This is a genomic window from Thiohalorhabdus sp. Cl-TMA, from assembly GCF_041821045.1.
In the GTDB taxonomy this organism is placed as follows: domain Bacteria; phylum Pseudomonadota; class Gammaproteobacteria; order Thiohalorhabdales; family Thiohalorhabdaceae; genus Thiohalorhabdus; species Thiohalorhabdus methylotropha.
Genome location: NZ_JBGUAW010000004.1, coordinates 303,038 through 322,613, shown reverse-complemented (window position 1 = coordinate 322,613; position 19,576 = coordinate 303,038). Strand labels below are relative to the sequence as shown.

General features: G+C 68.1%; 18 protein-coding genes, 1 tRNA gene, 1 other RNA gene and 1 pseudogene. 10 read left to right on the top strand and 11 right to left on the bottom strand.

From position 1 onward, the window contains the following. Nucleotides 1-8 precede the first annotated feature (8 nt). Both ACERLL_RS07690 and ACERLL_RS07685 read right to left on the bottom strand, forming a co-directional pair. A complete protein-coding gene (locus ACERLL_RS07690) occupies nucleotides 9-572 on the bottom strand; it encodes an NUDIX hydrolase (protein WP_373655484.1) in 564 nt (187 codons plus the stop codon). Between the two features lie 4 nt (nucleotides 573-576). Further along, nucleotides 577-1,191, bottom strand: coding sequence for a BMC domain-containing protein (locus ACERLL_RS07685; RefSeq protein WP_373655483.1), 615 nt, complete (start codon nucleotides 1,189-1,191; stop codon nucleotides 577-579). Nucleotides 1,192-1,622: 431 nt separating this feature from the next. Between ACERLL_RS07685 and ACERLL_RS07680 the strand changes: the two are divergent. From ACERLL_RS07680 to rnz, 3 genes and pseudogenes are all read left to right on the top strand, one after another. Beyond that, nucleotides 1,623-1,817 (top strand): annotated as a pseudogene (locus ACERLL_RS07680) (thiamine pyrophosphate-binding protein); the annotation flags it as partial. A 673-nt stretch (nucleotides 1,818-2,490) separates the two neighbouring features. Further along, nucleotides 2,491-2,964: a CopD family protein gene (locus ACERLL_RS07675; protein WP_373655482.1), complete on the top strand. Its 474-nt coding sequence runs from the start codon at nucleotides 2,491-2,493 to the stop codon at nucleotides 2,962-2,964. A gap of 64 nt (nucleotides 2,965-3,028) precedes the next feature. Further along, nucleotides 3,029-3,949, top strand: coding sequence for a ribonuclease Z (gene rnz / locus ACERLL_RS07670; protein WP_373655481.1), 921 nt, complete (start codon nucleotides 3,029-3,031; stop codon nucleotides 3,947-3,949). Between the two features lie 127 nt (nucleotides 3,950-4,076). Here rnz and ACERLL_RS07665 read toward each other — a convergent pair whose 3' ends face one another. Together ACERLL_RS07665 and ACERLL_RS07660 are read right to left on the bottom strand one after the other, a co-directional pair. After that, complete coding sequence (locus ACERLL_RS07665; RefSeq protein WP_373655480.1) at nucleotides 4,077-4,850, bottom strand: slipin family protein; 774 nt, start codon at nucleotides 4,848-4,850, stop codon at nucleotides 4,077-4,079. A 3-nt stretch (nucleotides 4,851-4,853) separates the two neighbouring features. After that, on the bottom strand, nucleotides 4,854-6,251 hold the full coding sequence (locus ACERLL_RS07660) for an NfeD family protein (RefSeq protein WP_373655479.1): 1,398 nt from the start codon (nucleotides 6,249-6,251) through the stop codon (nucleotides 4,854-4,856). 160 nt (nucleotides 6,252-6,411) lie between these two features. Between ACERLL_RS07660 and ACERLL_RS07655 the strand changes: the two genes are divergently transcribed. The 6 genes from ACERLL_RS07655 to recR all read left to right on the top strand — a co-directional run bounded on the left by ACERLL_RS07655 (nucleotide 6,412) and on the right by recR (nucleotide 10,180). Further along, nucleotides 6,412-6,927 (top strand): DsrE family protein, encoded by a 516-nt coding sequence (locus ACERLL_RS07655; protein WP_373655478.1) that lies wholly within the window; start codon nucleotides 6,412-6,414, stop codon nucleotides 6,925-6,927. A gap of 136 nt (nucleotides 6,928-7,063) precedes the next feature. Beyond that, nucleotides 7,064-7,154 (top strand) — tRNA-Ser (locus ACERLL_RS07650). 71 nt (nucleotides 7,155-7,225) lie between these two features. Further along, nucleotides 7,226-7,322: signal recognition particle sRNA small type (gene ffs / locus ACERLL_RS07645), an RNA gene on the top strand. Between the two features lie 86 nt (nucleotides 7,323-7,408). Next, entirely contained in the window at nucleotides 7,409-9,100 is a 1,692-nt protein-coding gene (gene dnaX, locus ACERLL_RS07640) for a DNA polymerase III subunit gamma/tau (RefSeq protein ID WP_373655477.1), read from the top strand. A gap of 24 nt (nucleotides 9,101-9,124) precedes the next feature. Continuing rightward, nucleotides 9,125-9,454, top strand: a complete 330-nt coding sequence (locus tag ACERLL_RS07635) for a YbaB/EbfC family nucleoid-associated protein (RefSeq protein ID WP_373655476.1) — start codon at nucleotides 9,125-9,127, stop codon at nucleotides 9,452-9,454. Nucleotides 9,455-9,574: 120 nt separating this feature from the next. Then, on the top strand, nucleotides 9,575-10,180 hold the full coding sequence (gene recR, locus ACERLL_RS07630; RefSeq protein WP_373655475.1) for a recombination mediator RecR: 606 nt from the start codon (nucleotides 9,575-9,577) through the stop codon (nucleotides 10,178-10,180). Nucleotides 10,181-10,321: 141 nt separating this feature from the next. Here the strand turns inward: recR and ACERLL_RS07625 are convergent, their stop codons facing one another. The 7 genes from ACERLL_RS07625 to ACERLL_RS07595 form a co-directional block, all read right to left on the bottom strand. After that, nucleotides 10,322-10,687: a YkvA family protein gene (locus ACERLL_RS07625; protein ID WP_373655474.1), complete on the bottom strand. Its 366-nt coding sequence runs from the start codon at nucleotides 10,685-10,687 to the stop codon at nucleotides 10,322-10,324. 10 nt (nucleotides 10,688-10,697) lie between these two features. After that, nucleotides 10,698-10,907 (bottom strand): dodecin, encoded by a 210-nt coding sequence (locus tag ACERLL_RS07620; protein WP_373655473.1) that lies wholly within the window; start codon nucleotides 10,905-10,907, stop codon nucleotides 10,698-10,700. Nucleotides 10,908-10,959: 52 nt separating this feature from the next. Then, entirely contained in the window at nucleotides 10,960-11,610 is a 651-nt protein-coding gene (locus ACERLL_RS07615) for a VWA domain-containing protein (protein ID WP_373655472.1), read from the bottom strand. Continuing rightward, nucleotides 11,607-13,106 carry a hypothetical protein gene (locus ACERLL_RS07610; protein ID WP_373655471.1) on the bottom strand — a complete coding sequence of 500 codons (1,500 nt, stop codon included), beginning with the start codon at nucleotides 13,104-13,106 and terminating at the stop codon, nucleotides 11,607-11,609. The genes ACERLL_RS07615 and ACERLL_RS07610 overlap by 4 nt, the downstream gene beginning before the upstream one ends. A 191-nt stretch (nucleotides 13,107-13,297) precedes the next feature. Then, complete coding sequence (locus tag ACERLL_RS07605; RefSeq protein ID WP_373655470.1) at nucleotides 13,298-13,930, bottom strand: hypothetical protein; 633 nt, start codon at nucleotides 13,928-13,930, stop codon at nucleotides 13,298-13,300. 9 nt (nucleotides 13,931-13,939) lie between these two features. Next, a complete protein-coding gene (locus tag ACERLL_RS07600) occupies nucleotides 13,940-14,788 on the bottom strand; it encodes a universal stress protein (RefSeq protein ID WP_373655469.1) in 849 nt (282 codons plus the stop codon). Next, nucleotides 14,781-17,213 (bottom strand): Lon protease family protein, encoded by a 2,433-nt coding sequence (locus ACERLL_RS07595; RefSeq protein ID WP_373655468.1) that lies wholly within the window; start codon nucleotides 17,211-17,213, stop codon nucleotides 14,781-14,783. The genes ACERLL_RS07600 and ACERLL_RS07595 overlap by 8 nt, the downstream gene beginning before the upstream one ends. A gap of 186 nt (nucleotides 17,214-17,399) precedes the next feature. Here ACERLL_RS07595 and ACERLL_RS07590 point away from each other — a divergent pair, with 186 nt between their 5' ends. Continuing rightward, complete coding sequence (locus ACERLL_RS07590) at nucleotides 17,400-19,379, top strand: monovalent cation:proton antiporter family protein (protein ID WP_373655467.1); 1,980 nt, start codon at nucleotides 17,400-17,402, stop codon at nucleotides 19,377-19,379. Nucleotides 19,380-19,576: the final 197 nt, after the last annotated feature.

Sequence of the window (19,576 nt, the reverse complement as noted above, 5' to 3'; positions counted from 1 at the left end):
CTCGGGGCTCAGATGGCGAGGGAGCTCCGAAGGCGGCGCGTCTTATCCATCATGCGCCAGGTGGAGCGGTTGTTGTTCAGGCGCGGCACCTCATTCAAAGCGAGCCAGAGGACGTCGTGGGATTCCACGTTCCCCGGAACCGGCAGCCGGTCATCGATCTCCACCAGGAAGCGCACGTCGAAATGGAAATGCTCGGGGAAGTGCGGCTGGGCGGGGATGGTGTGCTGGTCGAAGTCGAAAATGGTGCCGTCCACCAGATGGATCCGCTCCGGGTCCAGGCCGGTTTCCTCGCTCGTCTCCCGCAGGGCCACCCGCAGGATGTCGGCATCCCCGTCGGCATGGCCGCCGGGCTGGAACCAGCGGTCATGCTTACGGTGGTGCAGCAGAAGCACCCGGTCGCGGGCGGGATTGACTACCCAGGCGGATCCGGTCACATGGCCGGGCAACAGGTCTCGGTGGAAGCAGTCGGGCTGTTCGCCGACGAAACGGCGGGCGCGGTCCACGTAGCCCGCCTCTTCGGGAAAACGGGTGCGGTGGTTTTCCAGCAGGGAGAGCAGTTCGCGCCGATGCATGGTTTCAGGTTCCCGCGGGTCGCTCCACGGCGGCCATGGCGGCCGCCGCCGCTTCGTCCACGTCCGCCTCGCTGCCGGCAAGGGTCAGGCGGCCGAAGGCGCCTACGGCGCGGACATCGATGAGGGTGATATTGGCCGCCTTCTCCGCTTGGTTGGCGGCGTAAACGATATAGCCGGCGGGCTCCGTCTCCAGGATGTACATGCTCTGCTCCGGGAGGATCATGGATCCGCGCCGGTCCTGCCGGTTGATGAGCACCGTATGGTCGGGGGTCATGCCCCGAATGATCTCGCTCCAGGCAACCTGGCAGGTCTGACGCTCGGCTTCCTGCGCCGAAAGGCGATGCAGAAGGGTGTGGCCGGCCTCCTGGACATCGCTCTGGTCCGGATGGTGGAGAACGAGGGAGCCGTATTCGCGCTCGATCACCTGCTGGGCCAACCGGACGCGGGTGGCCTTCAGGGCGACGTCCGTTAGCCGGTGCACCGCCATGCCGGGCGAAACCTCGACCCACAGGCAGGAATCCCCGGGAATGGGAAGGAAGCCCTGGGACACGGTGGCCATGTATTCGGCCAGCTGAGGCTGCAGGGAATCGATATAGACGTAGGTTCGGAGCTGTATCATTGGCCCGGCGGCCTGGTCCCTAAAGATCGTAATTCGCTGAATGGGGGCGAAAAGCCCGGTGTGAAGGGCTGCCTCCCTGTTTGCCTGGGGGAGCCACCTGCCACGGACCGAATTCTACCTAGCTTGCTGGGGCCTAAGAAGAATGAATTTCTTCTGGGTTTCATAGATAAAACTCTATATGTCATCCAGGGAGCCGTGTGCACGCGATAAATGGCCGGCCGCCCGGTGCCTTCCTGATCCCTTCCTAGGGGCCATCCCAATAGAGCCCGTTCCGGGCATCTCGAATACTGGTCATACCGATTTCGGTGCCCGTACTGGACAGTAGCCGTCCAGAGGGCCTCCGGGACTGCCGGAATGTCCCCTCGGAAGTACCCCCTCCAGCGCCGAGACATCCGCCTTCGCCAGCACGCCCCGGTGGAAAATCCGGAATGGGCGAGCCGCGCTTCCTCCAGGTGCGGCACGGGGAGGTGGCGGCCTTCATGGCTTCCGCCCACGTCAAGTTCACCGGCGGGATGGTGCTCGGCCTGGGAACCTTGGACCCGGGCGCCATCCACCTGCTCAATGGGGGCTACGATGCCAAGATGGACCACCCGCCGGTGGTGGCTATCATCGGCCAGCAGCGCCGTTGGCAGAGCCTGGGGCGCCGAGGAGAGGAAGGCTTCCGGGCGTACATGGAGGAGCAGTACCCCCATATCGCCAAACGATGAAGTGTGCCCTTAAGCCTCCGCAGGGCCTTCCAGCTCGAGGTGCCTATCTGGCCAGGGTGGGCTTTACCGGTTGCGGCGGGCCAGCGCGCCAGGAGGGCCTGCCACACGTGGAGCGTCCCGAGCGCCTGGTACCTGGCCAGCTCCTCCATTTCGCCACGGCCAAGGGGCCTGGACGGCTACGCGACCGGGCTGCTGGTGCAGAGCCGCGAAGGGCCTCCGGGCGGTGGCGGAGGCGGCGGGCTTCCGTTACGCTAACGACGAAAAAACCGACCAGTACGCACATCCGGCGGACAGCGTCCTCGCGACCCTCAAGGGATGGGTGTCCCGCTATCTGTTGGGGGTGCAGTATCCCGCGCCGGCCCGTGCCCGGGGCTGTTGGAGGCTTCCCGGCAGCGCATCGGCCGTGGCGGACCAAGTGCTACTCAGCCGCCACGGCTTGGACCCGTGGAAAGGGCAGTACACCCTGGCGGTCATGAGGTGCATGCGTGGGGCGGCGCCATCCTCCACCCGCGCCGCCGGGAGCGGCGGTCCTTACCGGGGGGCGCCTGTCCGGGGCTGGTCGGCGACCGGAAACCCAATGATAGGAGCCGCAATGTACGCCTTTCTCGTAGCGGTCCACGTGGTCTTCGTGGTGCTCTGGGTAGGAGGCATGATCTTCGCCTGGTCCTTCCAGCGGCCTGCCGCCGGAACGCAGCTGGAGGGGCCCCAGCGACTCCGGCTGTGGGTGCACACCTTCCGGGGCTTCTTCCCCTGGGTCTGGGCGTCGGTGATCCTGCTTCCGGTTACCGGGTACTGGGTCATCTTCGGCTACATGGGCGGCATGGGCGGCGCCCCCCTGTACGTGCACCTCATGAACGGGCTCGGTTTCCTGATGATCGCCCTCTACCTGCACGTCTTCTTCGCCCCCTACCGCAAGCTCAAACGGGCCGTGGAAGCGGAGGACTGGCAGGAAGGCGGCCGTCAGCTGGGCCGCATCCGCCGGACGGTGGGTATCAACTTCTCCATCGGCCTGGTGGTCATCGTCATCGCCACCGCCGGCTCCCGGGGGCTGCCCGTGCTGCAGTAGCGGGCTCCTCCCGCACAGCCTTTCCGGGCAGGGCGGGTAGCCAGCAAGCCGTATCGGGACCGCCATGGACCTGCGTCTGACCTTTCTCGGTACCGGTGCCGGCTATCCCACGCCGGAGCGCAACGTCACTGCCCTCGCCGTGGAGCGGGGGCGGCGGCTCTATCTGCTCGACTGCGGCGAGGGTACCCTGCGCGCCCTGCAGGCCGCGGGCGTGGGCTACGGCCGGCTGCGCGCCGTGCTCTTCTCCCACTTCCACGCCGATCACTGCCTGGGCCTGCCCGGGCTCCTGCAGACCTTCCAGCTCATGGGCCGCGAGCGGCGCCTCGACGTCTACGGGCCGCCCGGGACGAAGGAATTCGTCCGCCGCGCCGTGAACCTGGCACCGTTCTCGCCGGGATTCTGCACCATCGCTCACGAGGTGGCCCCCGACACGCCCGTGGAGCTGGACGGTCTCACGGTTACCAGCGCGTGGATGGACCATTCCGCTCCGGTGCTCGGCTATCGGCTCCAGGAGCTGGATCAGCCGGGACGGATGGACGCGGAGCGCGCTCGCGCCCTTGGCGTGCCGGAAGGCCCGGCCCTGGGACGCCTCAAGGCGGGCGAAACGGTGATCGGAGCAGACGGACGCACCGTGCGCCCGGAGGAGGTGGTGGGGCGGAGCCGACCGGGACGCAGCCTGGTGTTCTCCTCGGATACCCGCCCCAACCGCAACCTGACGGAGCTGGCCGAAGGGGCTGACCTGCTGGTCCACGACAGCACCTTCACCGGGGAGCACCGCGAACGGGCGAACGAGACCGGCCACAGCACCGCCGCCCAGGCCGCGGCCACGGCCCGGGAGGCCGGCGTCGGTACGCTCTATCTCTGGCACTTCTCCCAGCGCTACCGCGATTCGGATACCCACCTTTCCGAGGCTCGGGCGGTATTCCCCGCTACCGAGGCCTCGGTGGATGGCCTCTCCCTGGAGCTTCCACTGGGGAAGGACTAGGAAACGCCGATTAGCCAAGAAGCGGAGAAAGGGCGAGACCGGCAAACAAAAAACCGGATCTGAGCTGGCTGGTGCTCGGCTGGTTTTCTTGGCGATCTTGGCTGCTCGGCGTTTTTTCTGTTTCCGGCTATCCCTTGCGCTCGCCCCCGTGGAAAAACGGCTTCATCAGGTCGATGGGAATGGGGAACAGGGTGGTGGAGTTGTTCTCCGTGGCCACGTCGGTAAGGGTCTGCAGGTAGCGCAGCTGCAGCGCGCCGGGATGCTCCTCCATGCGCGCGGCCGTCTCCACCAGCTTCTCCGCCGCCTGCAGCTCGCCCTCGGCGTGGATGACCTTGGCCCGCCGCTCGCGCTCGGCCTCCGCCTGGCGGGCGATGGCCCGGACCATGGAGTCCGGGATCTCCACGTGCTTGATCTCCACGTTGGTGACCTTGATGCCCCAGGCGTCGGTCTGGGAGTCCAGGATCTCCTGGATGTCGGCGTTCAGCTCATCGCGCTTGGCGAGCAGGTCGTCGAAGTCGTGCTTGCCGAGCACCGAGCGCAGGGTGGTCTGGCCCAGCTCGCGGGTGGCGTCGCGGTAGAACTCCACCTGGATCACCGCCTTCTCCGGGTCCAATACCCGGTAGTAGAGCACCGCGTTCACCGAGGCGGTGACGTTGTCGCGGGTAATGATCTCCTGGGAGGGGATGTCGAGGACCACCGTGCGCAGGTCGATCCGCACCGCCTGCTGGATGAGCGGGATGACGATGATCAGGCCCGGCCCCTTCACCTTCCAGAAGCGGCCCAGCAGGAAGATGGTGGCCCGCTCGTACTCCCGCAAGATGCGCAGCGCGGCGATCAGGAACAGGACAATGAGAATCCCCGCCACCACCAGCGGGTTGGTCAATATGGCTTCTATATCCATCGCTCACTCCTCCTGGTGGGGCGAATCCGGTTTGGTGACTTCCAGCGTCAGGCCGTGCACGGCGGTTATACGCACCTCTTCGCCGGCCTGAATCGGCTGCTCGGCATGTGCCTGCCACCGCTCCCCCTCGAAGCGGACCCAGCCCTCCGGGTCGAGGTCCCCGATGGCCACGGCGGTATGGCCAATCAGATGGCCCGTGCCGCTAACCGACTGACGGCGGTGGCTGCGTGCGGCCATGGTGGCTACGGCCAGCATGAATCCTCCGGTGATCACCGACATGGTGCCGATCAGGGCCCAGTCCACCTCCAGGGCGGGGAGGTCCGTATCCATGAGCAGGATGGAGCCCAGCACGAAGGCCGCAAGGCCGCCGATGCCCAGGGCCCCGAAGCTCGGCACCAGGGCCTCGGCGATGAAGAACAGGACGCCCAGCCCCATGAGGGCCAGCCCCGCGAAGTTCACGGGCAGGGCCTGGAAGGCGTAGAGGGCGAGCAGGAGGCTGATGCCGCCCAGGACGCCGGGCACGATGGCTCCGGGGCTGGCCAGCTCGAAGATCAGGCCGTAGATACCCACGAGCATCAGGATATAGGCGATGTTGGGATTGGCGAGGATCTGCAGCAGGCGGATGCGCCAGCCGGGCTCGATCCGCTCCACGGGGGCGCCTTCCAGGGCGAGGGTGACCTCGCCCTTTTCCGTCTGCACGGTCCTGCCCTCCGCCCGGGTCAGGAGCCTGTCCAGGTTCGCGGCCATGAAGTCCGCCACGTTCTCGTCCACCGCTTCCCGGGCCGGTAGGCTGGCTCCCTCGCGCACCGCCCGCTCCGCCCACCGACGGTTGCGCTCGCGCAGGTCCGCCAGGCTCTGCAGATAGGCCACGGCGTCCTCCACCATCTTGCGCTTTGCGGGGTCCTGCGGCCCCTGCTGTCCCTCTCCCTCTTTGCCGTCCTGCCGGTCCTTGGGCTCTTCCTGCGGGGAGCCGGGCATGCCCCCGCCGCCCATCTGGATGGGCGTGGCCGCGCCCAGGTTGGTCCCCGGCGCCATGGCGGCGACGTGGGAGGCGTAAAAGATGTAGGTGCCGGCGCTGGCGGCCCGGCTGCCGCTAGGCGCCACCCAGGTAAGCACCGGGATGGGGGAGGAGAGGATGGACTGGATGATGTCGCGCATGGCGGAGGACAGGCCGCCGGGGGTATCCAGACGCAGCACCAGCGCCCGGGCGTTCCTGGCCGTGGCGCGGTCCAGGCTCTGGGCCATCCAGTCCGCCTGGGGCGGACCGATGATCCCTTCCATGGCGGTTACCACCACCGGCCGTGCCGCCTCACCGTCCTCCTTCGGGGGTGCGGCGGCGGCACGCAGGAGCACCACGACGCCGGCCGCGATCAGTAGCAGGAAGAAGCCGCGTCGCAGCACAATGCGCTCCTTGCGGGGGGATCCTTTTTCGACCATACCGCCAAGACGGAGTGGGTGACAAAAGGCGACGCTGGGTAGGGATCCGGCGGACCCCCACCGGAAAACGGCGGATCGCCCGCGGGGTCCAATACAGGGAAGCTTTCGGCGCGGGAGAAGTCCTATGCGGACTCTGTTCGTGGCCGTTGCCCTGCTGCTGGCGGGATCCCTGTCGGGAACCGGATACGCCGTGGCGGGGCAGCGGGTCCAAACCCCCTACGAAGCCCAGAAGGTGGTCTACGACTTCTACTTCGACACGCCGGAGAAGATCGGGACCGCCCTCTATTGGCTGCGTGCCCATCTCCAGCCCCTGGAGCGGGCCCCTTACGGCATACCGTCGGACTTCATGGACATCAAGGTGGTCATCCACGGCACGGAGATCGTCACCATGGCCCGGAAGAACTACGATCGCTACCGGGAATCCGTGGAGCGCATGCGCTACTACGATCAGATGGGGGTGTCATTCAAGGTATGCGGTCTGGCCGCGCGGGATTACGACTATCGTCCGGAGGACTTCTATGACTTCGTGGACGTGGTGCCCTCCGCCCAGGCTGAGCTCGCCCACTGGCAATCCCGCGGTTACGCCCTCATCATCCCGCAGGTACACGAGCGCAGGCAGTCCATCGAGGAGATCCGCTAGCGGGCTGATGCGGGCGCCCGGCAGTAGGACATGCCCCGGTGCTGACGGCAAGAGCAGGCTCGGGATTTCCGCGGCAGGGCGTCCCGGCCCCGTTGTCAAAGCGCGCGGCGATCCGTAAAATCTTCGATTTCCTTATGGAGAGGTGGCCGAGTGGTCGAAGGCGCACGCCTGGAAAGCGTGTGTGCCCTAACCGGGCACCGAGGGTTCGAATCCCTCCCTCTCCGCCATCCATTTCACCCCGGCGGCTGTGCCGCCGCTGAGGTCAGCCGGGGTCATCCCGATCGATGGCGGCGCTGAAGGCAGGCCCCCACGCAACGGTAAGCTGTGAACCCCGTCAGGCCCGGAAGGGAGCAGCGGTAGCAGTGACCCCGTGTGCCGTGGTGCGGCTTGCCGGAGCCGCCTCCAGCTTCCCCCGAGCGGGATACCCGGAGCCGCAAGGCCGGCGGTCCCGCTTTCCCTTACCGTGCTTGCAGGCCCGCCCATGAGCTATCTGGTCCTTGCCCGCAAATGGCGTCCCCAGCGGTTCGGCGACCTGGTGGGCCAGGAGCACGTGGTGCGCGCCCTCACCAATGCCCTGGCCAGTGGCCGGGTGGGTCATGCCTTCCTGTTCTCCGGCTCCCGCGGCGTGGGCAAGACCACCGTGGGGCGGCTCCTGGCCAAGGGACTCAATTGCGGCCAAGGCGTCACCGCCGAGCCCTGCGGCGAATGCGCCAACTGCCAGGCCATCGAGGAGAACCGCTTCGTCGACCTGATCGAGGTGGATGCCGCCTCCCGGACCAAGGTGGACGACACCCGCGACCTCCTGGACAACGTCCAGTACCTGCCTTCCGTGGGCCGCTACAAGGTGTACCTCATCGACGAGGTGCACATGCTCTCCAACCACAGCTTCAACGCCCTGCTGAAGACGCTCGAGGAGCCCCCCGAGCACGCCAAGTTCATCTTCGCCACCACCGAGCCGGCGCGCATCCCGGTCACCATCCTGTCCCGCTGCCTGCAGTTCGAGCTCAAGCGCATCGGCGCCGACCGCATCCGTGAGCGCATGGGGGCCATCCTGGAGGCGGAGGGGATACCCACCGAGTCCGAGGCCCTGGAGCTGTTGGCGCGATCCGCCGACGGCAGCCTGCGGGACGGGCTTTCCCTCCTGGACCAGGCCATCAACTTTGGCGAGGGCCGGGTGGCGGACGCGGTGGTGCGGGACATGCTCGGCACCGTCAACCGCGATCGGGTGCTCACCCTCCTGGAAGCGGTGACCGCCCGGGACGGCGCGGCGGTCCTGGACCGGGTCGCGGAGGTGGCGGAAAGCGGCATGGACCTGGACGCCGCGCTGGCCGAGCTGCTGGGGCTTCTGCACCGGGTGGCGGTCATGCAGGCGGTGCCCGACCGCGGCGCCGGCGACGAGACCCTGGTTGTGGAAGAGCGCCGCCGGCTGGAGGCCCTCGCCGAGTCCACCCCGGCCGAGGACGTGCAGCTCTTTTACCAGATGGGCCTGCAGGGCCGGCGGGATCTGGCGGCGGCCCCCGACCCGCGTGTGGGCCTGGAGATGGCCGTGCTGCGCATGGTGGCCTTCGATCCCTTCGAAGCGGTCGGGGAAGAGCGGCCGGCGGCGGCCGTCGGTCCGGCCTCGGCGGCGCGGGAGCAGGCTGGGAAGGGGCGGCCCGCGCCGGAGCCGGATGCTCCGCGCCGCGCCGCGCCGCCACCCGCCGAACCGCAGCCTGCCGCCCCCGAGGCGGATACCGGCTCGCCCTCCGGGTCGGGAACCGCCGGGGACGCACCGGTCTCTGAATGGGAAGGGATCGTGCGTACACTGGAGATGCCCCCTTCGTGGCGGTCGGTGCTGGAGTTCGCCGTGCCCCGGGAGTTCACCGCCGAGCAGGTGCGGCTGGGCTTCCCGTCGGAACAGCTGCTCTCGGCGGGCAGCGAGCGTTTCCGCACGGCGCTGGAGTCGGCACTGGCCGCCCACTTCGGGGCGACGCCGAAGATCGTCATCGAGGAGCTCGGCCAGGGCTCCGGCGAGGAGAGTCCGGCGGCCGCCCGGGAGCGGCGCAGCCGCGAGGCGCAGGAGTCCGCCGAGCAGGCGGTGGCCGAGGACCCCAACATGCAGATCCTGCAGGAGCAGTTCGGTGCCCGGGTGGAATCCGTGCGTCCCGACGAGCAGGATCCTTCCTCCAACTGAGCGGACACACGTAGGAGAGCAGCGATGAAAGGCGGCATGGGTGGTCTGATGAAGCAGGCCAAGCAGATGCAGGAACAGATGCAGAAGGCCCAGGAAAAGCTCGCCGAGGAGGAGGTGACCGGACAGGCGGGCGGCGGTATGGTCCAGGTGACCATGACCTGCAAGTACTCGGTGCGCAAGGTGACCATCGATCCCTCCCTGATGGAGGACAACGATGCCGAGATGCTCGAGGATCTCGTGACTGCCGCCATGAATGACGGTCTGGGCAAGGTGGAGAGCCGCAGCCAGGAGCTCATGGGCGACGTCACCGGGGGCCTGGGTAACATCCCCGGCCTGGGGGATATGTTCAAATAACCACCGGACCCCTGAAACGGCCAGAACGCCAAGGAGCCAAGAACGGCTGTTCTTTGGTTTTACCTTGGTGCCTTGGCTTCTTGGCGTTTTCGTTAGCTATTAACGGAGAAAGCCTGAACGGTGAGTGAGCGCGTACCTGCCCTGGATACTCTGACCGAGGCCCTGCAGCGGTTGCCCGGCGTGGGGCCCAAGAGCGCCCGGCGCATGGTCTTCCACCTGCTTGAGCGGGACCGGGAGGGCGGGCAGGCGCTGGCGCGCGCGCTGGACCGGGCCCTCGAGGAAGTGGGGCATTGTCGCAGGTGCAATAACCTCACCGACAGCGAGCTTTGCCCCATCTGCGCCTCCCCCAGGCGGGACCAGTCCTTTCTGTGCGTGGTGGAGAGTCCCTCCGATATCCCCGCCGTAGAGCAGGCGGCCTCCTTCAACGGCACCTACTTCGTGCTCATGGGCCGGTTGTCCCCATTGGACGGCATCGGGCCGGAGGATCTGGCCTTCGAGGGCCTGGACCAGCGCATCGCCGAGGGTGTGACGGAGGTGGTAGTGGCCACCAACGCCACCGTGGAGGGGGAGGCGACCGCCCATTACATCTACGACCGCCTGGAGCCCCAGGGGGTGCGGGTCACCCGCCTGGCCCACGGCGTGCCCCTGGGCGGCGAGCTGGAGTTCGTGGACGGCTCCACCATCGATCAGGCGCTCATGCGGCGCTATTCGCTGGAGGAGGGCTAGATCCTGCCGAAGCTCCGGGCTGCCGGGCGAACGGCCCGGAGTCCGCAGAGAACGGCGAGAAATGAGAAAGGCCCGCGGTGCTTGCCGCGGGCCTTTTTGCGGTCGGATGGGCCGCCCGCTCGGCTCCCGGGTGCCGCCGCCTTACCCCAGCCAGCGATCCAGCTGAGCGCGGGCGCGCTGCCGCGCATGGGGCGTGACGTGGGCCGCCACCGTGGCAAGGGCGGCGGTGACCACGCCGAGGTCGTCGGCGTAGCCCGCGCCGGGAATGAAGTCCGGCGCCGCATCCCAGGGGGTGAGGAAGTAGCCCAGGGCCCCGTAGATCACCGAGCGTGCCCAGGCGGGCAGTTGGGGCTCCTCCAGGGTGTAGTACAGGCAGAGCACCTTCTCGCCCACCTCGCGGCCGGCGCGCCGCAGGTACGTCTTGGCGCGCTTGCGGAAGCCGCCCTCCGAATAATGCTCCGAGTACGAGGGCCCGTGTGGATGCGGTCCGCCGGTGGCTTCGCTCATGCTTACCTCGTCATTCGTCCAGGGTGAAGTTGACCTTCACGGTTACCTGCCAGTGGTCGATTCTACCGCCATCGATGTGCCCACGGGTATCGGTAACCTCGAACCAGCGGAGATTATGCAGGGTCTTGCCGGCCCTGGAAACGGCATTGGCGACCGCTTCCTCCATGGAGTTGGGCGAAGTGCCTGTCAGCTCGATACTTTTGTAGACATGCTCGCTCATCACGCTTCCTCCGGTTGCGCCAGGGTGCTTGCGCCCATTATTGGCGTGCGGCTCAACCGGAAAACAACCCCGTCATGTGGTCGAGGTCGTTGATGACGCGCCACTGGCCGCCGGCCTGCTCCACCCGCTTCTGCCATTGCTCCAGGCGGCCCAGGTACTTGCGCGGGTCGACGATGTCGCTGCGCAGCTTGGTGACGTTCAGGGCCACCACCTCCACCCCGGAAAGCTCGAAGGGCACGTCCCGTACGTAGTTCTCGGGCAGGTCCTCCTTCATGTCCGAGAAGACCAGCACCACCTTCTGGCCGGGGTCTACCTCGTTCAGCCATTCGGTGGCCTGGAGCACACCGCCGGAAATGTCCGTGTGCTTGGCCGGCTCCACGTTGTCGATGAACTTGCCCACCTTGTCCCGGAAGCGCCGCTTTTGCTGATTGGCCACGCTGGGCCGGTCCTCGAAGGAGGTGCGGGCGATGATGTCCTTCTCGCTGAAGCTGCCGGTGTCGATCCGGGCCACCGCGAAGGAGTCTCCGGGGTTCAGGCGGGCGAGGATGAAGCTGATGATGCGCTGGGCCTTGTCCAGCTCCTTGGTGTAGGTCCCGGAGGTATCGAGCAGCAGGTAGACGCCGCGGTTGGGCGGAGCCTGCTGGGGACAGCCGGCCAGGACCAGGCCGGCCAGGATCGTCAGAAAGATGACGAGGCGCTTCATGCCGGTTCTCCCTCGGTGCTGTCCTGGCTTTCGCCGGCTGTCCCGGACCGCGTGGCGCGCGCTGTGCCGCTCCCGGCCCCTTCGGCGGCGCCCTGGGTGCTTCTGCCCCGTTCGCTCAGCCGGGCTTCGATCCAGAGCGGTGCGAAGATCAGCAGGTCATAGAGGTCGACGAGCAGATTGCCGATGTACCGGGAGCCGCTGGACAGCAACCGGAGGAAGAAGGCCAGCACCCGCAGGGCGCCCACGGCGAGGATGCCGAGCACCGTCCGCAGGGACTGCACGAAGGTTTCCAGGGGTATGGCCACGAACACCAGGGCGAAGGGCAGGATGAAGCCCAGCCCCATCTGGGCGGTGGTGGTGATCCAGCGGAAGGAGCTGCTCACCGCCTCGGAGGAGCCGTCGCCCCGCAGCAGGGCCGAGGTGGCGAGCTGGTCCTGCATGAGCACCTCGCGCATGTAGGCCAGCCCCGCCTCCACGGAGGCCAGCGCGAACAGGATGGCGAAGGTGACCCAGACCATGCGGTTGCGCTGGCGGTCACTCAGTGCGCCGATCACCGGGAACAATCGGGTGATGCGCAGCGACTCCATGAGGAACAGGCCCATGGAGACCTCCACGAAGATGATCACCAGGGCCGCGATGTCGGCGGTCCGGAAGCCGGCGATGTCGCTGGTGCCACCGACCATCTCCGCCATGGGCCGCGCGATCAGGTGGAAGTTGATGGTGGCGCCGCCGATGGCGATCAGCATCACCACCAGGGAAATGAAGAACTGGCTGAGGGTGGACGAGGAGAGCATGCGCACGGCCCGCTCCGTTCCGCGGACCGTCTCCTCGTACTCCTGCATGCGCCGGTCGATGGCCTGACTGCGCTCCAGGAGGCTGTTGATGTTCCGATCCACGTCGGCCACCTGCTGCTGCAGGTTGCGCCAATGCGGCCGCATGCGCTCCAGGAGCTTGTGCCGTTCCCCGGTGGCTCGGCGGTATTCCGTGATGGCTTTCTCGTGGGCCTTAACCAGGGACTTGCGGATGTCCTCCAGGATATTGCCCACCATGGGGTCGGCCTTGGCCGGGATCCGGGCAACGGCGTCCACGGCCTCCGTCCAGCCCGGGGGAGTCGGCGGGACGTCCTGGCTGTTTTTGTGCTCCTCCTCGATGGCGGTGATCTCCTCGCTCATCCGCCGGTGGAGGTCGGGGTAGCCGGCGAGCTCGCGATGCACCGTTTCGTCCACCCGGTCGAACTCCCGCTCGATCTGGCGCTCCGCCGCCTCGCGGCCCTGGGCCAGGAGCACCTGGCGGTTGCGCTCGGCGATCCGGTCCTCGGCGCGCTGGACAGAGAAGGCGGACAACCGCAGCGCGCGGTGCAGACCGCGGCTGGCGGAGAGGATGACCCGGTGTATCGGTACCCGCGCGGCATAGAGCAGGGCGGACAGCAGGACAAGCCAGATCAGCACCGACAGAAAGGCGCTGGGCACGATCATGAAAACGTTGGGTAATGGCATAGTTTTCCCGTTCGATTTCTTTTCGGGCCCGGCAGAATTATCCGGATTGCATGGGGCCCAGGGCGTCATATCCGGGAACTATCGCGTTAAATTTATTGACACGCAATAACCGGGCCGAACTTGACGTCCACAGGCGACACATCTGTCCGGAAAAGGGATGGAGAAGGTAAGTAGCCGGGAAAAAAACGGAATCAGATGGAGGGGGTGGCGGGCGGCTCGGCCCGGAAACGGAGCCGGGTGCGCAGGACACCCTCGAACCAAGCCTCCACGGTGATGCGTCCGGTCTCCTTGTCCACAGCGAGTCCGGGACGGGGCGTCGGTTCAATGGCCACGTACCGGAGCCGGTCCGCCGGGAAATCCACCACCAGGGTCACGTGCATGGGGAAATAGCTGTCCAGGAGTCGGCGCATGAAGGGACCGTTGCGTACCACCAGGTGCCCGTCCCCGGTGCGTTCCAGGACCCGGCTCTCGGCGCGTAGGCAGACCTTCGCGCCCGGCTCTACTCCGTCCAGCAGCACCCGGGCGCCCGCCACGCGGGCGCGGTCGATGTTCCGGGTGCGCACCACCTCCAGCGCGCGGGTCCGCTCTTCGCTGAACACGATCTGGGTGGCGCCGAGGGCATCCATGTTGTCGTGGCACTGGAAGAGCCCCGCCCAGCCGGAGCGGAGGGTTTCCGGGGTGATGGTGATGCGGTTGATGTGGTGGTGCACCGCTTGTTGCGGGGGCTCCGCCAGGAAGCGCAGCGGAGGCTGCTCCGCGGCGGCTGGCCGGACGCCGCAGAGGGCGGCCAGGAAAAGGGTCGAAAGAAGGCTCGGACGCGCCATGACAGCCCCCTAGGGAACGAGGACCACCGGCGCGTCCAGGGACTCCAGCAGCCGCCGCCGGGCGTCGCCGCCCAGCAGCGGACTGTCCCGGTGGACGACCAGGGCCTGCAGGTCCTCGTGGAGGGCCGTGGCGGCAAGGTCCCCGGAAGTGGCCCCGTGAAGCGGCTTCAGGGTAGCCTCCACACCATGGTCGCTCAGCCATTTCCGAGCCGCGGGGATCAGCCGGTCGGCATCGGGCTCGGGGATCAGCACGGTGAGCGCTTCGGAGTCGGCGCGGGCGAGAAAGGTGGCCAGGCCTAGCGTGCGCGGACCGCTCTCCGGATCGTCGAACAGGGCCACCACGGGACTCCGGGCGGTGCGGGCGGGCCGCGCGTAGACCATGACCGAGACCTGGGCCTTGCTGAGCAGGCGCTGGGGCGTGGAGCCCAGGCGCTGGTGGGGCAGGCGCGACCAGCCGGTCTTGCCCACCACCAGCAGGTCACCGGGTGCCGCGCGGGCCAGGGCCTCCGCGTCGGCACGGCCGCGCGCCACCTGCAGGGACCAGCGCATGGCGTGCCGGGCGGCGAGTCCGGCCAGCCGCCTACGCAGCTCCGCCGCCTCGCCCCGGAGCCGGCGCTCCAGCTGGTCGCGGCTCAGGGGTCGGCTGGTCCCCGAGGTGGTGCCCAGCTCGCGGGCGAAGGGCAGGCCGGCCAGCCTCAGCAGGTCCGACTCCTCCACGAACAGGGAGAGCAGCTCGGCGTCATGGCGGGCGGCGAGCTCCGCCGCCGCTTCCAGGGCCCCCTGACTGCTCCGGGAGGCATCCACCAGCACTACGATGCGTCGGATCGGCCCGGCATCGTTCGGGGGAGGCTCAGCCATCGTCGCCGCCGTCCCCGGGCGGATCATCCTCCCGCTCGACTTGATCCCGGCGGTGGAGCTGCGAATAGCGCTCCAGGCGGTCCTCCACGCGCCGGTTGATGGTGCCTTCCGGGAAACGTCCGGTCTCCGGATCCCGCTCTCCCGCCTCGAGCCCGGTGAACAGGGCCAGGGCCTCGTCTACCGTGGCGATGGGATAGATGGCGAAGCGCCCCGTCTCCGCGGCCTCCCGGACGTCGGAGCGCAGCATGAGGTGGTCCACGTTGGCGCGGGGAACGGCCACCCCGTGCTCGCCCGAGAGGCCGCGCTGGCTGCAGATGTCGAAAAAGCCCTCCACTTTCTCGTTGACGCCGCCGATGGGCTGGACCTCGCCGTGCTGATTCACGGAGCCGGTCACCGCCAGGGACTGCTTCAGCGGCATATCCGCCAGGACCGAAAGCAGGGCGCAGAGCTCCGCGGTGGAGGCGGAATCGCCGTCCACCATGCCGTAGGACTGCTCGAAGGTGAGGCTGGCGGACAGCGACAGGCTGCGCTCCGGCGCATAGCGGGCGGCCAGGAAGTTGGAGAGGATCATGACGCCCTTGGAGTGGAGGTTGCCGCCCAGCTCCGCCTCGCGCTCGATGTCCACCACCTGTCCGTCGCCGAGGCGGGCGGTAGCGGTGATGCGGTTGGGCCGGCCGAAGCTGAAGTCGCCGAGCTGGAGGACCGCGAGTCCGTTGATCTGGCCCACGGCGGCCCCCTCCGTGTCGATCATCAGTACGTCGCGCTGGATGGACCGCTGCAGGCGCTCGCGGACCCGGTCCGAGCGGTAGACCTGCTTGTCGATGGCGGTCTGCACGTCCTCCGCCCGGATCAAGTCCTGGCCGGCCTCTTGCGCCCAGAAGTTGGCCTCCCGCAGCAGGTCCGCCAGGTCCCCCGCGTGCAGGGATAGCCGTTCACGGTCCTCCACCAGCCGCGAGCCATGCTCGATGACCCGGGCGACACCGGTGCGATCCAGGGCCCGCAGGTCCTCGCGCCGGGCCAGGGTGGCGATGAGCTGGGCGTAGAGGTCGTTGTTCTCGCGGTTGCGGCCGAAGTCCTCCTCGAAATCCGCCTGCACCTTGAAGAGCTCGCGGAAATCGGGGTCGTAGGCGGACAGCAGGTAGTACAGGAAGCGGTCGCCGAGCAGCACCACCTTGATATTCAGCGGCACGGCAACCGGCTCCAGGGTGACCGTGGACATGAAGCTGTAGATCTGCTCGAGGGACTCGATGCGGATCTCGCTGGCATACAGGGCCCGCTTTAGACTCTCCCAGGCGAAGGGCTGCATGAGCAGCTTGCGCATGTCCAGGACCAGGTAGCCACCGTTGGCGCGGTGCAGGGCGCCCTGGCGGATGAGCTGGAAGTCGGTGAACAGGGCGCCCTGCTGGGCGCGATGCTCCACCCGGCCCACCAGGTGCTGGTGGGTGGGCAGATCCTCGTAGTACACGGGGGCGCCATGGCGGCCGCTGTTGTCCACCAGGACGTTGGCCCGGTAGCGCCGCAGCACGCCCTCGTAATCACCCGGCTCCTCCTCCTGCTCCTGGCCCTGCTGGGCGCCGCGGCGGAAGGCGTTCACGTGGTCGATGACGTCCTGCTTGATGGCGTCCAGGTGGGCCCGCACATCCGGGTGGTCCTCGTACTCGCTCTTGAAGCCCTCGATGAGGTGGCCCACCGCGAAGTCCGCCATCTCCCGATTCACCTCCCGGGCCTTCTCCTGGCTCTCCTTGCGCCACTTGGGGATCTGACGCAGCACCCACTGCAGGCGCTCCTGAAGGTGGGCGATATCGGCCTCCACCTGCTTGCGCTCCCCCTCGTCGAGCTTCTGGAATTCCTCCGGTCCCAGTACCTCGCCCTTGCGGACCGGGGCGAAGGTGAATCCCGAAGGGGTCTGGAGGAGGGTGATGCTGCGCTCCTCCGCCTCCTGCTGGACCCGCTGGAAGGCCTCCTCCTGGCGCTGGTTGAGCTCCTGCTGGATCTCGTGGATGCGGCCCTGGTGCTCGTCGCTCTCGAAGGTGGCCGGAATGGCGGTGCGGAGCTCGTCCACGAGCTGGTCCAGGTCGTCGCGCAGCTTCACCCCCTTGCCGGCGGTGAGCCGCAGCAGCAGGGGCCGGTTGGACTGCTCGAAGTTGTGCACGTAGCACCAGTCCGGGGGCACGGGCTCCTGGGCCGCGCGCTCGTTCAGGAAGCGCTGCACCACGGTGTGCTTGCCCATGCCGTTGGGGCCGAGCACGAACAGATTGTAGCCCTCGCTGCGGATCCCGGCGCCGAAATGCAGGGCGTCCAGGGCGCGATCCTGGCCGATGATCTGCTCCAGGTCCGCCAGCTCCGCGGTGGTGCCGAAGGAGAGGTCCAGGGGGTCACACCGCTGATACAGGGATTCCGTGGAGAGGGGCTGGGGTCCGGGCATGGCAGCGCCTCGCTCTGAACGGTGGCAGGAAGGCCCCGCGGGACCGGCATTTATTCCACACTAAAAGGCCCGCATGCGGTATGAAAGCCCGGTATCCGCAAAAGGCGCCATGCCATGTAAGCTAGGGGCCGGACCGATGTCCCCAGGCTGTCCGGACAGTTTTTCGACCGCACGGTGAATGCCCCCATGCACGCCCATCCCATGCAAGACGTCCTCGTTCTCCTGGCCCTGGCCGTGGTGGCCGTGGCGCTCCTCCGGCGGGCCCACCTGCCCCCGGTGCTCGGCTACCTGCTGGCCGGCATCCTGGCGGGCCCGCACGGCCTGGGGTGGATCCAGGACAGCGCCGCCATAGAGTTCATGGCGGAGATCGGGGTGGTGTTCCTGCTGTTCACCATCGGCCTGGAGTTCTCCCTGCCGCAGTTCCTGGCCATGCGCCACACCGTGCTGGGACTGGGCGGCGCGCAGGTGGCGCTGGGAACCGCCGCCGGGGCCGGTCTCGCCCTCTGGCACGGCGTTTCCTGGGAGGGCGCGGTGGTGGTGGGCGGGGCCCTGGCCCTGTCCTCCACGGCCATCGTGATCAAGCAGCTGGCCGACCAGCTGGAGCTGCATTCCCGGCACGGGCGGGCGGCGGTGGGCATCCTGCTGTTCCAGGACCTGGCGGTGGTCCCCTTTCTGGTGCTGATCCCCATCCTGGCCGGAGACGGCGGCGGCTCCATGTGGTGGCCGATACTGCTGGCCCTCCTGAAGGGGGCCGTGGCCCTGGCGGTGATGTTCGCCCTCGGCCGCTTCGGGCTGCGGCCCCTGTTCCACGAAGTGGGGCGGGCCCGGTCGGCGGAGCTGTTCACCCTGACGGTGCTCATGGTGGCGCTTGCCGCCGCCTGGATCACCAACCAGCTCGGCCTCTCCCTGGCCCTGGGGGCCTTCCTGGCCGGGCTGATGCTGGGGGAGACCGAGTACCGCCATCAGATCGAGGCGGACATCCGGCCCTTCCGGGACGTGCTGCTCGGCCTGTTCTTCATCACCATCGGCGCGCGCCTGGACGTATTCCAGCTCCCCGATATCTGGCCCCTGGTGCTGGGGCTGGTGGCCTTCCTGGTGCTGGGCAAGGGCCTGCTCGTGGCCGTTCTGGCCCGGATCGCCGGGAACGAGGCGGGGGTGGCCGTGCGCACCGGCATGGTGCTGGCCCAGGGCGGCGAGTTCGGCTTCGCCCTGCTGGCCCTGGCCATGCAGCACGACCTGTTCAGCCCGGCCACCAGCCAGGTGGTGCTTACCGCGGTGGTGATCTCCATGGCCCTGACGCCCTTCCTGGTTCGCTATAACGGCGCCGTGGCCAAGCAGCTCATGCAGGGCAACTACCTGCAGCGGCGGGCCACGCGCCAGCAGGAGATCGCCGAGGCCACCCACGAGCTGGAAGGCCACATCATCCTGTGCGGCTACGGCCGGGTAGGGCAGAACCTGGCCAAGTTCCTCCGCGACGAGGCCCTGGAATACGTGGCCCTGGACCTGGACCCCACCCGCATCCGGAACGCCCGGGATGCCGGGGAACGGGTCTTCTACGGCGACTCCACCCACCGGGACCTGCTGGAAGCGGCCGGCGTTTCCCGGGCGCGGGCCCTGGTGATCACCTTCGACAACGTGAACGCCGCCTTCCAGATTCTCGCCCGGGTGCGCGAGGACAATCCCACCCTGCCGATCCTGGTGCGAACCCGGGACGATACCTACATGGAGGAGCTTTCCAGCGCCGGGGCCACGGAGGTCCTCCCCGAGAGCCTGGAGGCCAGCCTCATGCTGGCCACGGACCTGCTGCTGACCCTGGACGTGCCGCACGGCGAGGTCATGCGCCTGCTGGAGAACGCCCGCTCCAGCAGCTACCGCCAGCTGCGCGGCCTGTTCACCGGCGTGGAGCTGGGCGAGGGCGACAAGACGCCCACCACCAGCGAGCGCCTGCACACCGTGATCTTGCCCGGCGAAGCCGAAAGCGTCGGCCGCCATCTGGGGGATCTGGGCCTGGAAGAGCGCGGCGTGCTGGTGACTGCCGTGCGCCGCGGCGGCATCCGCGGCGAGGAGCCCACCCCCGACCTGGAGCTGCGCGAGGGCGACGCCCTGGTGCTCCAGGGCCCCTCCGAGCAGCTCGAATGGGCGGAGAAGCGGCTGCTTAGCAAATAGGCGCCGCCTCGCCCGCACCATTCCGATGCACGGGAGCCGGGGCGGTGCACCGCCCTGGCCCCATTCCCCACCCCGCCGCTTCTCCCGTCGCCCCGCCCGTTGGCGGAAAGCCCCGGAATGCCGGTGCTTTCCCGGCGGCTTTCCCGGTTGGCATCCCTCTTGCCGGTGGAAGGGGGAGGCCCGGTCCGGGAAGTGTC

Coding starts and splice junctions, on each gene's coding strand:
- ACERLL_RS07690 (WP_373655484.1), bottom strand. CDS start 572: ATGCATCGGCGCGAACTGCTCTCCCTGCTGGAAAACCACCGCACCCGT.
- ACERLL_RS07685 (WP_373655483.1), bottom strand. CDS start 1,191: ATGATACAGCTCCGAACCTACGTCTATATCGATTCCCTGCAGCCTCAG.
- ACERLL_RS07675 (WP_373655482.1), top strand. CDS start 2,491: ATGTACGCCTTTCTCGTAGCGGTCCACGTGGTCTTCGTGGTGCTCTGG.
- rnz (WP_373655481.1), top strand. CDS start 3,029: ATGGACCTGCGTCTGACCTTTCTCGGTACCGGTGCCGGCTATCCCACG.
- ACERLL_RS07665 (WP_373655480.1), bottom strand. CDS start 4,850: ATGGATATAGAAGCCATATTGACCAACCCGCTGGTGGTGGCGGGGATT.
- ACERLL_RS07655 (WP_373655478.1), top strand. CDS start 6,412: ATGCGGACTCTGTTCGTGGCCGTTGCCCTGCTGCTGGCGGGATCCCTG.
- dnaX (WP_373655477.1), top strand. CDS start 7,409: ATGAGCTATCTGGTCCTTGCCCGCAAATGGCGTCCCCAGCGGTTCGGC.
- ACERLL_RS07635 (WP_373655476.1), top strand. CDS start 9,125: ATGAAAGGCGGCATGGGTGGTCTGATGAAGCAGGCCAAGCAGATGCAG.
- ACERLL_RS07625 (WP_373655474.1), bottom strand. CDS start 10,687: ATGAGCGAAGCCACCGGCGGACCGCATCCACACGGGCCCTCGTACTCG.
- ACERLL_RS07620 (WP_373655473.1), bottom strand. CDS start 10,907: ATGAGCGAGCATGTCTACAAAAGTATCGAGCTGACAGGCACTTCGCCC.
- ACERLL_RS07615 (WP_373655472.1), bottom strand. CDS start 11,610: ATGAAGCGCCTCGTCATCTTTCTGACGATCCTGGCCGGCCTGGTCCTG.
- ACERLL_RS07610 (WP_373655471.1), bottom strand. CDS start 13,106: ATGCCATTACCCAACGTTTTCATGATCGTGCCCAGCGCCTTTCTGTCG.
- ACERLL_RS07605 (WP_373655470.1), bottom strand. CDS start 13,930: ATGGCGCGTCCGAGCCTTCTTTCGACCCTTTTCCTGGCCGCCCTCTGC.
- ACERLL_RS07600 (WP_373655469.1), bottom strand. CDS start 14,788: ATGGCTGAGCCTCCCCCGAACGATGCCGGGCCGATCCGACGCATCGTA.
- ACERLL_RS07595 (WP_373655468.1), bottom strand. CDS start 17,213: ATGCCCGGACCCCAGCCCCTCTCCACGGAATCCCTGTATCAGCGGTGT.
- ACERLL_RS07590 (WP_373655467.1), top strand. CDS start 17,400: ATGCACGCCCATCCCATGCAAGACGTCCTCGTTCTCCTGGCCCTGGCC.